At 72.5% G+C, this 11659-nt stretch carries 13 protein-coding genes; 8 read left to right on the top strand and 5 right to left on the bottom strand.

Going from position 1 to position 11659, the window contains the following annotated elements; genetic code table 11:
- Positions 1 to 268: 268 nt before the first annotated feature.
- From ACGFWI_RS17955 to ACGFWI_RS17945, 3 genes are all read right to left on the bottom strand, one after another.
- Positions 269 to 460, bottom strand: a complete 192-nt coding sequence (locus ACGFWI_RS17955) for a hypothetical protein (RefSeq protein ID WP_393906907.1) — start codon at positions 458 to 460, stop codon at positions 269 to 271.
- Between the two features lie 47 nt (positions 461 to 507).
- On the bottom strand, positions 508 to 1803 hold the full coding sequence (locus ACGFWI_RS17950) for a DUF3152 domain-containing protein (RefSeq protein WP_393906906.1): 1296 nt from the start codon (positions 1801 to 1803) through the stop codon (positions 508 to 510).
- Positions 1804 to 1964: 161 nt separating this feature from the next.
- Positions 1965 to 2999 (bottom strand): alpha/beta fold hydrolase, encoded by a 1035-nt coding sequence (locus ACGFWI_RS17945; protein ID WP_393906905.1) that lies wholly within the window; start codon positions 2997 to 2999, stop codon positions 1965 to 1967.
- A 172-nt stretch (positions 3000 to 3171) separates the two neighbouring features.
- Between ACGFWI_RS17945 and ACGFWI_RS17940 the strand changes: the two genes are divergently transcribed.
- From ACGFWI_RS17940 to ACGFWI_RS17925, 4 genes are all read left to right on the top strand, one after another.
- The gene (locus ACGFWI_RS17940; protein WP_393906904.1) at positions 3172 to 3390 is read left to right on the top strand and encodes a hypothetical protein; all 219 of its coding nucleotides are present in this window, start codon (positions 3172 to 3174) and stop codon (positions 3388 to 3390) included.
- Between the two features lie 148 nt (positions 3391 to 3538).
- Positions 3539 to 4180 (top strand): TetR/AcrR family transcriptional regulator, encoded by a 642-nt coding sequence (locus tag ACGFWI_RS17935; protein WP_393906903.1) that lies wholly within the window; start codon positions 3539 to 3541, stop codon positions 4178 to 4180.
- 141 nt (positions 4181 to 4321) lie between these two features.
- A complete protein-coding gene (locus ACGFWI_RS17930; RefSeq protein ID WP_018089430.1) occupies positions 4322 to 4549 on the top strand; it encodes a DUF3107 domain-containing protein in 228 nt (75 codons plus the stop codon).
- A gap of 295 nt (positions 4550 to 4844) precedes the next feature.
- Complete coding sequence (locus ACGFWI_RS17925; protein WP_393906902.1) at positions 4845 to 5135, top strand: hypothetical protein; 291 nt, start codon at positions 4845 to 4847, stop codon at positions 5133 to 5135.
- Between the two features lie 24 nt (positions 5136 to 5159).
- Here the strand turns inward: ACGFWI_RS17925 and ACGFWI_RS17920 are convergent, their stop codons facing one another.
- On the bottom strand, positions 5160 to 5897 hold the full coding sequence (locus ACGFWI_RS17920; RefSeq protein ID WP_393906901.1) for a ferritin-like fold-containing protein: 738 nt from the start codon (positions 5895 to 5897) through the stop codon (positions 5160 to 5162).
- Between the two features lie 310 nt (positions 5898 to 6207).
- On the opposite strand from ACGFWI_RS17920, the gene ACGFWI_RS17915 reads away from it, so the two are divergent.
- From ACGFWI_RS17915 to ACGFWI_RS17905, 3 genes are all read left to right on the top strand, one after another.
- Positions 6208 to 8583: a DEAD/DEAH box helicase gene (locus ACGFWI_RS17915; protein WP_393906900.1), complete on the top strand. Its 2376-nt coding sequence runs from the start codon at positions 6208 to 6210 to the stop codon at positions 8581 to 8583.
- 98 nt (positions 8584 to 8681) lie between these two features.
- On the top strand, positions 8682 to 9548 hold the full coding sequence (locus tag ACGFWI_RS17910) for an alpha/beta fold hydrolase (RefSeq protein ID WP_393906899.1): 867 nt from the start codon (positions 8682 to 8684) through the stop codon (positions 9546 to 9548).
- 151 nt (positions 9549 to 9699) lie between these two features.
- Positions 9700 to 10182, top strand: coding sequence for an SRPBCC domain-containing protein (locus tag ACGFWI_RS17905; RefSeq protein ID WP_393906898.1), 483 nt, complete (start codon positions 9700 to 9702; stop codon positions 10180 to 10182).
- A 139-nt stretch (positions 10183 to 10321) separates the two neighbouring features.
- On the opposite strand, the gene ACGFWI_RS17900 is transcribed toward ACGFWI_RS17905, so the two are convergent.
- Complete coding sequence (locus tag ACGFWI_RS17900) at positions 10322 to 11248, bottom strand: NYN domain-containing protein (protein WP_393906897.1); 927 nt, start codon at positions 11246 to 11248, stop codon at positions 10322 to 10324.
- 203 nt (positions 11249 to 11451) lie between these two features.
- Here ACGFWI_RS17900 and ACGFWI_RS17895 point away from each other — a divergent pair, with 203 nt between their 5' ends.
- Positions 11452 to 11604, top strand: a complete 153-nt coding sequence (locus tag ACGFWI_RS17895; RefSeq protein WP_393906896.1) for a hypothetical protein — start codon at positions 11452 to 11454, stop codon at positions 11602 to 11604.
- The last annotated feature ends 55 nt before the right edge of the window (positions 11605 to 11659 follow it).

Genomic DNA, 11659 nt, shown 5'->3' with positions numbered 1-11659 from the left:
CGCCGCGCGGCGGCGTGGTGGGGGGGGCGGCGCACCGCAAACCCGCTTTCCAGATCCAGCAGGCGGGGGGGGGCGCCCGAACCGCCGCCCCCCCCCCCCCCCACCGGAAGGGGTGAACGCACGTAACTTTCCGCCCCCAGGGGCGTTTCGACGCGCTATGTGATCGCTACGCCACCGCCCGTAGCGCCCGCCGCTGCGCCGCGACCTGCGGATCGAGCACCGGGACCACCGCCAGGAGCCCTTGGGTGTAGGGGTCTTGCGGCTGGTCTTACACGGAGTCGACCGGTCCCCGCTCCACGCTCCGGCCGGAGCGCAGCACCGCGGCCCGGTCGCCGACCGCCCGTACGACCGCCGGATCGTGGGCGAGGAAAACCAGCGAGCGGCCCGGCTCCCGGCGGAGTTCGCCGAGCGGCCCGATGATCTGCGCCCGGGTGGTGACGTCCAGCGGTGGCCGGCTCATCGGCCCGTCTCACACCGGGTGCCCGCCTTGCCGGGCGCCCGGTCGGGTCACCGCTGGGTGGGGAACGGCCAGGAGTTGGGCCGGCAGGTCGCCCCGTCCGTCGTCAGGAACTTCGTCTGCTGCATCATCACCGGGGCCAGCGCGCCCTGCCGGGAGCAGACCTCGTGGTTGTGCCCGAGGCGGTGGCCGACCTCGTGATTGATCAGCATCTGGCGGTAGGCGAGCATCTTGTCGTGGCCGTAGGTCTGCGCGCCCTGCGCCCAGCGGTAGGCGTTGATCATGACCCGATCGGTCGCCGCCGAGTCACAGGAGACATTGTCCTCGCGGGTGTCGAGACCGGACTTGGCGCACCACGTCGCCGTGGTCCCCGGGCTCGCCAGCGTGATCACGAAATCGGCGTCGCCGGACCCCACCCGCTGGAAGGTCCGCTGTCCGCCGTGTGCCCAACTGCGCTCATCGTTGAGGGTCTTGTGCACCGCCTCGGCGAACAGCTTGCCGTCCAGCGGCAGCCCCTCCTCGATGTCGACGCGGTAGCGCAGCACCTTGCCGTGTCCGGGCGCCTTGGCGTCGCCGCCGGTCGGCCTGAACCGGCCGCCGGCCGTCAGATGCGCATCCAGCGGGAAGACCTGCGTCATCCGCTCGTCGTAACTGGCGGGCTTGGCATCCTGGGTGGGCCTGGCATGCGACCTGGAGGCCTCGTCGCCGTCCCCGTCAGTGCGGTCGTTGCCGCTGCGGGTCTGCGGGTCGCCGCCGTCCTTGTGATGTTCGGCGACCTGGCCCGCGATGACCACGGCGAGCACGGTGGTCACCGCCGCGGCCGCCGCGCCGGTGAACGTCCGGCCCATGCCGCCCTTCTTGCTGCCGTGCCGCGACTCGTCCGCCGCGCCTGTGCCGTCCGGATCCTGGTCCGCCGGGTCACCCGGCTCGCCACCGTCCGCGCCGGATTCGGCCCGCCGGTCCGGCCCGTCGTCCTCCTCGCGCTCGAAGACCACCGACCGCCCGGTGAAGCGGCCGCCGGGGGGCACACCGCCCGCGCCGGGCCCGTACCGACCGGCCGCCGGTCCCGCCGTCCGGGGCGCACCGGCCCGGAACACATCGTCGTCGGGGTCGTCCGCGCCCCGCGCACCGCCCGGGAACGGCCCGGCATCGAAGGCGTCCACATAGTCGCGCCGCGGTCCCGGCCCGCTGCCCGGTGCGGCGACCGGCGGCGCGCCGAACATCTCCGCGCGCGGCCGGGGAATCCTCGGCGTGCCCGGACCGGACGCCACCGGGGAATCCGGTGCCCCAGGGAACGTGCCCCAGCCACCGCCCGGCTCGCGCTGTTCGGGGTGTCCGCCGCGCACCGCATCGCCTTCGAACGGCTCGCGTCTGCGGCGTCCCGAGCCCGGCCCGGCGCCGGGGTCACCGCCCCCCGAGGGGCCGTTGACGGGCGGACCTGCCGTCTCAGGGGTCTCCGCAGCGGTCTCCGGCCGGCCTCGGCGGCTATGGCGTCCCACGGGGCGTGTCAGCTCCTGCCCGCATCAGCGGTCACATCGGTCACTTCACTGTCGAGCAGCTCGCGGACGGCCCGCGCCACTGTCTCCGGGTACTCCATCATCGCCACATGCCCCGCCTCCGGCAGCGTCAGCAGTCGCGAACCGCGGAACGCCGCGGCCGCCCGCCGCGCCATCCGGAAGGAGACCAGGCGGTCGCGTCCACCGTAGACGAGAAGGGTGGGGGCGAGCACTCTCTCTGCCTGACGCCACAAATTATGCTGTCCGCCGAGCGTGTAGGCGTTCACGAGGCCGCGCGCCGAGCGCTCCATCACCTCCCAGAAATAAGGGAGTTCCAGCCGTCGGGCATATTCCACGGCCGCGGCGTTGAACCCTTCCGGGCTGACCCGGCCGGGGTCGCCGTAACAGAGCGCCAGCACCTCGCGGGTGCGGCGCTCGGGCGTCCAGTCATGGGTGAGCCGGCCGAAGAGTCCGGCGATTCCGGGGACGGCGAGCAGCGCCGTGGGCACCGCCGTCAGCTGCGGCCGCAGCTCGGGCAGCGCCGGGGAGATCAGCGTCAGGGTGCGGACGAGATCGGGGCGCATCGCCGCCACCCGGGTCGAGGCGGCACCGCCCATGGAGTTGCCGATGAGGTGGACGGGGCCGCGCCCGGCCGCGTCGAGGTGGCGGATGACCGCGCGGGCCTGCGCGGAGACGGAGTAATTGCCGTCCTCGGGCGGCGGTGACTGCCCGAAGCCGGGCAGGTCGATCGCCTCGCCGTCCACGCGGTCGGCGAGCAGCGGCATCAGGTCCGACCAGTTCTGCGAGGAGCCGCCGAGGCCGTGGACGTAGAGCGCGGGCTCGCGGTCCCGGCCGGCGCCGTCCTGTGCGGCCCCCTCCGGCCCGTCGTCCGGCCGCGCGGGCTGCCCGGCCGGTGCCCGTACGGTCAGCGTCAGGCCCGGCAGGGTCACGGTGCGTACCGTCTCCGCCCCGCCGCGCCGGCCGGGGCCGGCCGGTGGCACCGGGAGGGCGGCGGTCGCGGTGTCCGGCGACTCGGTCGAAGACATGGGCACGATGTTACGAGACGATCACACCCCCGATCGTGTGTCCGCGGTCACACACCACATCGCGCTGCCACGACGACTCTCCTAGGCTCGTAGGCGAGGGCAGCCGCCCCCGGCCACTGCTTTCATGCCAGGCACCAGCCGACGAAACGAGCACTCGGGAAAGGGAGCCACCATGCGCGTCGACCCGACAGACCCGGAGACCTTCGCGGACGAGAGCGACGCCACCGACATCGACGTCGAAGCACCGGAAGCGGACGCCGCCGAGCAGCACGCCGATCTCGCACCGCAGCGTGACGAGGAGCTGGGCACTCTCGATCCGGACGAGGCAAACGAGGCAGATCTCGCCGAACAGGCCCGTGTCGTGGAGCTCAACGAAGACGAATACCGATGACCTGGGACGTTATGTCGGCTTCCGGGTGGGGCGCCGGCCAGAAATTCTCGGCCTCGAACGCGCACAGCCGGGTTACCCAAAAGTACGATGGCGGGCGCGGTGCACCACCTTGTACGGGCCGCGTACGGAACAACTTCTGGGAGGCAGCGTGAGCGCCATCGAGCAGACCGAGGCGGCGCGCCCGCGGGGCACACGCCTGCCACGCCGAGCCCGGCGCAATCAGCTTCTGGGCGCCGCCCAGGAGGTCTTTGTCGCACAGGGCTACCACGCGGCCGCGATGGACGACATCGCCGAGCGGGCGGGCGTCAGCAAGCCCGTGCTCTACCAGCACTTCCCGGGCAAGCTGGACCTCTACCTCGCCCTGCTCGACCAGCACTGCGAGGCGCTGCTGCACTCGGTGCGTTCGGCACTGGCGTCGACGACCGACAACAAGCAGCGGGTCGCGGCGACGATGGACGCCTACTTCGCGTACGTGGAGGACCCGGGCGGCGCCTTCCGACTGGTGTTCGAGTCGGACCTCACCAATGAGCCGGCGGTCCGCGAGCGCGTGGACAAGGTGTCGCTGGAGTGCGCCGAAGCCATAAGCGCGGTGATCGCCGAGGACACCGGTCTGTCGCGGGACGAGTCGATGCTGCTCGCCGTGGGCCTGGGCGGTGTCTCCCAGGTGGTGGCGCGGTACTGGCTGTCCTCGGCGAGCAAGGTGCCGCGGGAATCCGCGGTGCAGCTGCTGACCTCGCTCGCGTGGAAGGGCATCGCCGGCTTCCCGCTGCACGGCAGCGACGCACACTGACCGTGTTCGCTGCGGGCGTGGTCCATGGCGTCCTGCCCGTCCCCGTACCGGGCTAATGTGTGCTGCGTACGGCGCGGATGACCGCGCACCCTCCCCCAGCTGACACTGGGGGACCCCCAGACCGTCGGAGGGACATAAGCCGTGGAGGTCAAGATCGGCGTGCAGCACGCACCCCGCGAGATCATTCTGGAGAGCGGGCAGTCTGCCGAAGAGGTCGAGAGCGCGGTGTCCGACGCGCTGGGCGGCAAGTCACAGCTGCTGAGCCTGGTGGACGATCACGGTCGCAAGGTCCTGGTCCCGGCGGACCGGCTGGCCTATGTGGAGATCGGCGAGCCGACCGCCCGCAAGGTCGGGTTCGGCGCGCTCTGAGCAGGGGCGCCGGATGCGGCGCCCGCACTCAGGTGACAAGGGCGGCGGCCCGGAGGTATCGCTCCGGGCCGCCGCCCTTTTCCTGCCGCTTTCACGCGCCGGCCCGCCACCGCTTTCCCGTCCGTTCCGGGCCCCGGCCGCCGCTTTTCCGCAGATCAGGCCGTTCGAGTCGGTCCGGCTGGGCTGATCGGGCAGGGGACCGGCGCCGGGAGGGTTGCTGCCGGTGCCCCATGGGTACGACCGCCTACGACCGATTTGGTCGTCCGACCGGTCTCGTCACACGGGAGGGAACAGCATGATCTGGGAAGCGCTCGGCGCCGTGCTCATCGGATGCGCCATCGCCCTGTCCGCCATGCGCTGGCTGCCCGACCGATTCCCCGCACGCGCCCTCACACTGGCGACCGGCCCGGTCGCGGCGCTGCTCGGCGCGCTGCTGACCCGCTCGATCCTCGGCGCCGGCCATCCCGTCCAGGTGATGGTGGCCGCGATCGCCGTAGGGGCGGCTCTGCTGTCGGTCCTCGCGCGCCCGCCGCGCCGGCGTCTTCGGCGGCCGGCCACGCCGCTGAAGGGGCACCGGACGGCCTGAGCCGCCCGGTACACCCGTCGTACGTCAGGCCGCGAGCCCCAGCGCCGCCATCCGCTTGGTGTGCGCCTCGGTGATCCGCGAGAACATCCGGCCCACCTCGGCCAGATCGAAGCCGTCGGCCACGCCACCCACCAGCATCGTGGAGAGCGCATCGCGGTCCGCGACGACCCGCTGCGCCTGCGAGAGCGCCTCGCCCATCAGACGGCGCGCCCACAGCGCCAGCCGCCCGCCGACCCGCGGCTCGGCCTCGATGGCCGCGCGCACCTTCTCCACGGCGAACGTCGCATGCCCGGTGTCGTCCAGCACGGCCAGCACCAGACCACGGCTGTCGGAGTCCAGCCGGGCCGCGACCTCGCGGTAGAAGTCACTGGCGATCGAGTCGCCGACATAGGCCTTGACCAGGCCCTCCAGCCAGTCCGACGGCGCGGTCTGGCGGTGGAACTCGTCCAGGGCGGCGGCGAACGGCTCCATCGCCTCGTTCGGCTCCGCCTCGATCTGCGCGAGCCGCTCGCGCAGCCGCTCGAAGTGGTGGAACTCGGCCGAGGCCATCTTGGCCAGTTCGGCCTTGTCGTCCATCGTCGGCGCGAGCTTGGCGTCCTCCGCCAGGCGCTCGAAGGCGGACAGCTCGCCGTAGGCGAGCGCGCCGAGCAGATCGATGACGGCGGCCCGGTACTGCGGGTCGGCGGATGCCTGCGCCCAGTTCTGGGCGGCGATCCCGGTGTGTTTTTGCGCGTCAGCCGCGGCGTTGTCAGGCGTTCCCATGACGGGCACAATAGCCCGCTCGGCCGCTCGGGGAAGGCCCTGGTCAGCCTCTCCCGTTCACCCGTACGAACGGCGGTCCGACCCCGCGTCCCGGTGCCGCATCTGCCGTGATGTATTCCTCACTCATACAAGCCTTCGGATGAGCGCGCCGTATCCGGGGTACAGTGGTATTTGGACCTGCCGAGTATCGGTGGGTCGTTCCACGAAGCGGATGCCCGGTCGGTGGCCCGATCGGCTCCAAACCGACCGCCCTCTTTTGCGGCGCGTAGCAGGTATACGCACGGCAAGAGGGACACCGCTCGCGGCAGGAGTGCCTGAGCGTTGGCAGTGGTCCCGCCCCACCGGCCGCATCATCAGGCCGGCCCGTACGAACCAGTACGAAGGTGCGGTACGACCCCCTTCGCCGCCTCACGCCGCGTCTCACAGAAGAGGCAAGATTCTGTCTACATTTCGAGACCTTGGGATTTTCCCCGAGACGGCCGAGGCCCTGGAAGCCGTCGGCATCATTTCCCCCTTTCCCATCCAGGAGCTGACGCTCCCCGTCGCCCTCTCCGGCAACGACGTCATCGGCCAGGCCAAGACCGGCACGGGCAAGACCCTGGGCTTCGGCCTGCCGCTCCTGGAGCGCGTGAAGGTCCCCGCCGATGTCGAGGCGGGCCGCGCGAAGCCCGAGCAGCTGACCGAGGCGCCGCAGGCCCTGGTGGTCGTGCCCACCCGCGAGCTGTGCCAGCAGGTCACCAATGATCTGCTCACCGCCGGCAAGGTGCGCAATGTCCGAGTACTGGCGATCTACGGCGGCCGTGCCTACGAGCCGCAGGTCGAGGCGCTGAAGAAGGGCGTCGACGTCATCGTCGGCACGCCCGGCCGGCTGCTCGACCTCGCCGGCCAGCGCAAGCTCAACCTCTCCCAGGTCAAGAGCCTGGTCCTGGACGAGGCCGACGAGATGCTCGACCTGGGCTTCCTGCCCGACGTCGAGAAGATCATCCAGCTGCTGCCGGCCAAGCGCCAGACGATGCTGTTCTCCGCGACCATGCCCGGCCAGGTCATCTCCCTGGCCCGCCGCTACATGTCGCAGCCCACGCACATCCGCGCCACCGCGCCGGACGACGAGGGCCAGACCGTCCGCAACACCACCCAGCACGTCTTCCGTGCCCACTCCATGGACAAGCCGGAGCTGGTCTCCCGGATCCTGCAGGCCGAGGGCCGGGGTCTGGCGATGGTGTTCTGCCGTACGAAGCGGACCGCCGCCGATATCGCCGACCAGCTCGCGCGCCGCGGCTTCGCGTCCGGCGCGGTGCACGGCGACCTCGGCCAGGGCGCCCGTGAGCAGGCGCTGCGCGCCTTCCGCAACGGCAAGGTCGACGTCCTGGTCTGCACCGACGTCGCCGCCCGCGGCATCGACGTCGAGGGCGTGACGCACGTCATCAATTATCAGTCCCCCGAGGACGAGAAGACCTACCTGCACCGCATCGGCCGTACGGGCCGGGCGGGCGCCAAGGGCACCGCGGTCACCCTCGTCGACTGGGACGACATCCCGCGCTGGAAGCTGATCAACAAGGCGCTGGACCTGGCGTTCGACGAGCCGGAGGAGACCTACTCCACCTCGCCGCATCTGTACGAGCAGCTGAAGATCCCCGCGGGCACCAAGGGCGTGCTGCCGCGCACCGAGCGCACCCGTGCCGGGCTGGCCGCCGAAGAGGTCGAGGACCTGGGCGAGACCGGCGGCCGCGGCCGTGGCCCCCGTAAGGCCGCCGTCGTCGAGGAGGAGCGCCCCCAGCGCACCCGTACGCCGCGGCAGCGCCGCCGTACCCGTAACGGCACACCGCTGGACGGGCCGGCCGCCGCCGAAGCACCGGCGACCGGATCGCCTGCCGCCGCCGAGGACACCGAGGGTGCGGAGGCCGCCGGACCGCGTCAGCCGCGTCGGCGTCGCCGTACCCGCAACGGCAACGGACAGTCCTCCGGTACTGCCGCCGCCGTGACGGCCGCCGAGGACGCTCCCGCGGATGCGGTGGCCGATGCCGCCACGATCGCTCCGGCTGCCGAGGTGGCGGAGGCTCCGGCCGCCGCGCCGCGGCGCCGCCGGACCCGTGCCGCCCGCCCGGCGGTCACCGAGGCCGCCGATGTGGTCGCCACCGCGGAGGGCGCGGCGGTCGCCGCCGAGGCCGCGACCGTGACCGAGCCCGCCGAGGCGCCGGCCACGCCGCGCCGCCGGACCCGCAGCACCGCCAAGGCCGCCGCGGCGACGGCGCCGGCCGCGGTGACGGAAACCGTGGCGGACGCCGCGGTGGCGGCTCCCGCCAAGCCGAAGCGGACCCGCAAGGCGGCCCCCAAGGCCACCGAGGTCGTGCTGGACGCGGCCGAGGCCGCCGTGGAGGCGCCGGCCAAGCCCAAGCGGACCCGCAAGGCCGCCGCCGCCAAGCCGGCCGCCGAGAGCGCCGTCGACACCGCCGAGGGCACCGAGGCCGCACCGGCCAAGCCCAAGCGCACACGGAAGACCGCGGCCACCGCGAAGTCCACGGCGGACGCACCCGCCGCCGAGGACGCCCCGGCCAAGCCGAAGCGGACCCGCAAGGCCGCCACGGCGAAGCCGGCCGCGGAGGCGACGGACACCGCCGAGGCCAAGCCGGTGCGCCGCCGCACCCGCGCCAAGGCCCCCGCCGCGGAGGCGACGCCCGAGAGCTGAACCTCCTCCGGCCCCGACGACCCGGCCCCGCACTCCGCGGGTGCCGGGTCGTCGGCGTCCCGGCCCGGTTTCGCGTCCGGCCCGGATAACCTCACCCCATGAGCAGGCCGCCCACCCTCACACTGCCCCCGTGCGCACGTGCATACCGACTCGACACCACGCGCGGCACCTTCGCCGTGCACGACGCCCGGCCCGATGCCGCGCCGATCGGGACCGCCCTGCTGGTGCCCGGATTCACCGGCAGCAAGGAGGACTTCATCGCCCTGCTGGCACCGCTCGCCGCGGCCGGTTTCCGGGCGGTCGCCGTGGACGGGCGCGGGCAGCACGAATCTTCCGGGCCCCACGATGAACGGGCTTATGCGCAAAGGGAGTTGGCCCTTGATGTGCTGGCCCAGGCGCAGGCCCTGCGGGAGCCGGACGGCGGGCCGGTGCATCTGCTGGGGCACTCGCTGGGCGGATTGGTCACCCGGGCCGCCGTGCTGCTCGACGCGGCCCCGTTCCGCTCGCTCACCGTGCTCAGCTCCGGGCCCGCCGCCATCGAGGCGTCCCAGCAGGCCCGGGTGCGGATGCTGATCGAGGCGCTCGGCACGCTCGACATGGAGAGCGTCTGGCGGGCGATGCGCGAACTGGATCCTCCGGAGGCGGCGGACGCGGCGACGCCGCCGGAAATCGGCGCGTTCCTGCACCGTCGTTGGCTGAACACCGTCCCCGAGCAGCTGATCGCGACCGGCCGTCAGATGCTGGCGGAGCCCGACCGGGTGGCGGAGCTGGCCCGTACGGGGCTTGCCACCCATGTCGTGTCCGGGGCCGTCGACTACGCCTGGCCGGTGCCGTCGATGGATGCGATGGCCGAGCGGCTGGCCGCCCGGCGCACCGTCATCGAGGGCGCCGAGCACTCCCCCAACGCCGAACGGCCGGAGAAGACGGCCGAGGCGCTCGCCGGCTTCTGGAGCGGCGTGGGCTGAGCGCGTCCGGCCGTCGGGACGCTGCGGCGCCGGGCGGTGTGGGCCGAGCGGACGGTGTCGCCAGGACAGCGCCGGGCGGTTCGGCGAGCATCGAGGAAGGCGGGCCCTCACCGGCGCCCGGCCGGCACCACTTCGTACGAAGGGCTCGACCATGACCGAGAATCCGGCGACTCACCCGGCCGGCGCCGAGGACGACCCCCACGGCATCGCGCTCACCCGGACCTTCGGCGCCCGCCGTGAGCTGGTCTTCGAGGCGTGGACGACGCCCGAGCACTTCGCGTACTGGTTCGGCGGGGAGCTGGCGGTACCGGCCGACCGGATGACGATGGACGTGCGGCCCGGCGGGGTCTGGAGTCTGATCATGCGCACCCCGGACGGCAGCGAGCTGCCGTTCTCCGGTGTCTACCGCGAGGTGGCCGCCCCGGAGCGGCTGGAGTTCACGCTCGAGGACGCCTCCGCGCCGAGCGGCGCCGAGGGCGAGATCGTCCGGGTCACCCTGACCGCTCTCGACGAGGGTACGCAGATGGCCTTCCGCCAGCTCGGCGGCAACCTCACCTCTGAGCAGTACCGCCAGGCGGAGGCGGGCTGGGCGAGCTTCTTCGACCGCCTCACGGAGCTGCTGGCGAGGGCCTGAGCGGCCTGCGCGCTCCGGCGCCGCGGGCGCGCCGTGCACAGTCGCGCTCCGTAGGACTCTTGGGACCCTGCGGACCCGACCGGCCCGACCCGACCCGGCCCGACCCGACCCGGCCCGGCCATGATCCATCGGACCGCCTCTAGTACTGCGCCTGGACGTGGTCCCAGAAGCCGTCGCGCAGGACCCGCCGCAGATCGGCATGGCTGCGCAGGGAGTGCCGCAGCAGCGCCTCCGCGGCGGTCAGGAGTTCCTGGTCGACGGCGCCGGGCAAATACGGATGGCCCGGCAGCAGCCCGGACACCCACTCACGGCCGCGTTCCGACAGCCACTGCGCGGCGATCTGTGCGCCGACGAAGCGGACCTCCTCACGGCTGGGTGCCGGGCCCTCGCCCGCCGTCTGGTCGCTGTATTCGACGCCGACCCGCCGGGTGACGTACGGCTTGCAGAACTCCAGGTCGAAGGTGCGCGCGCTGTCGACCTCCCACAGCAGCGGCTCGGCCTGATTGCGGCCGCCGGAAGCTTCGATGCCCCACAGATGCACCCGTGCGCCATAGCCCTGCGCCGCCTCCACCGCGGAGACCAGGTCCTCGTCGCCGCCGATGAGGACGGCATCGGTGATCGCGCGGTGCCGGGCCAGCGACTCCAGGTCCGAACGGATCAGGGAGTCGACGCCCTTCTGCTGGTTGTTGGCGTTGAGGTTGCCGAGCCTGACCTTCACATCGGGCAGCTCCGCGATCCGCTGCTGCTCCTGGGTGTGGATCCGGCGGCGGGCGCCGTCGTACCAGTAGACGCGCAGCAGCCGGCTGTCCGGGAAGATCATCCGGGCCTTGTCGATGAAGGCCTCGATGATCCCTTCGGCATCGAGGTCGAAGGCCTTGCGGTCCTCCGTACCGGCGACCAGCCGCCCCGCCGCGGCGTAGACATAGCCCGCGTCCACGAAGGCCGCGTGGGTGGACGGGGTGGTGGCGACCTCGGCGAGCACCCGGGTGAGCAGCTCGTTGGTGCGCTCGATCCCGGCGGTGAGCGCGGTGAGGTCGGTGGGGCCCGTGGGCCGGACGTCGTTCATACGGAATCCATTGTCCGGGCGGTCAGTGCGCGGGCACAACCGCGCTCACCCGTCGTATTTAGGCCGTCGAAATTTTTCTTTAGCGTAGGGAATGATTGCACTGGGCAGGTCGTTATACCTCTACAGAGCGCTCGGCAGCGACGCCGCGCAGCTCGTGCACCCAAGAGTTCTCCGCAGGAGGATCAGACGAAGGGAGAAGCCGTATGCGCTTCGAGATCATGCGCCTGGACGATGTCGACGGCAGCGCCGTGGACAGCACCGTCGTGGACGCCGCCTCCGTCAACCGGATCGTGCAGCAGGCCGCCGCAACGGGCCAGCGCATCTACATCCGCCCGGCCGACACCGCCGCCCGCTAGCACCCACCCCGCCGCCCGACGAAGCGACAGCGCCGCCGGCCGAGCACGCGCACGG

Source organism: Streptomyces sp. NPDC048434 (assembly GCF_043200375.1).
Classification (GTDB): Bacteria; Actinomycetota; Actinomycetes; order Streptomycetales; family Streptomycetaceae; genus Streptomyces.
The sequence above is the reverse complement of the archived record's forward strand: the minus strand, read 5'-3'. Positions and strand labels throughout refer to the sequence as shown.

Excerpts from the sequence above, each read along its gene's own strand:
- ACGFWI_RS17955 (WP_393906907.1), bottom strand. The coding sequence starts at position 460 with ATGAGCCGGCCACCGCTGGACGTCACCACCCGGGCGCAGATCATCGGG.
- ACGFWI_RS17945 (WP_393906905.1), bottom strand. The coding sequence starts at position 2,999 with ATGTCTTCGACCGAGTCGCCGGACACCGCGACCGCCGCCCTCCCGGTG.
- ACGFWI_RS17940 (WP_393906904.1), top strand. The coding sequence starts at position 3,172 with ATGCGCGTCGACCCGACAGACCCGGAGACCTTCGCGGACGAGAGCGAC.
- ACGFWI_RS17925 (WP_393906902.1), top strand. The coding sequence starts at position 4,845 with ATGATCTGGGAAGCGCTCGGCGCCGTGCTCATCGGATGCGCCATCGCC.
- ACGFWI_RS17920 (WP_393906901.1), bottom strand. The coding sequence starts at position 5,897 with ATGGGAACGCCTGACAACGCCGCGGCTGACGCGCAAAAACACACCGGG.
- ACGFWI_RS17910 (WP_393906899.1), top strand. The coding sequence starts at position 8,682 with ATGAGCAGGCCGCCCACCCTCACACTGCCCCCGTGCGCACGTGCATAC.
- ACGFWI_RS17905 (WP_393906898.1), top strand. The coding sequence starts at position 9,700 with ATGACCGAGAATCCGGCGACTCACCCGGCCGGCGCCGAGGACGACCCC.
- ACGFWI_RS17900 (WP_393906897.1), bottom strand. The coding sequence starts at position 11,248 with ATGAACGACGTCCGGCCCACGGGCCCCACCGACCTCACCGCGCTCACC.
- ACGFWI_RS17895 (WP_393906896.1), top strand. The coding sequence starts at position 11,452 with ATGCGCTTCGAGATCATGCGCCTGGACGATGTCGACGGCAGCGCCGTG.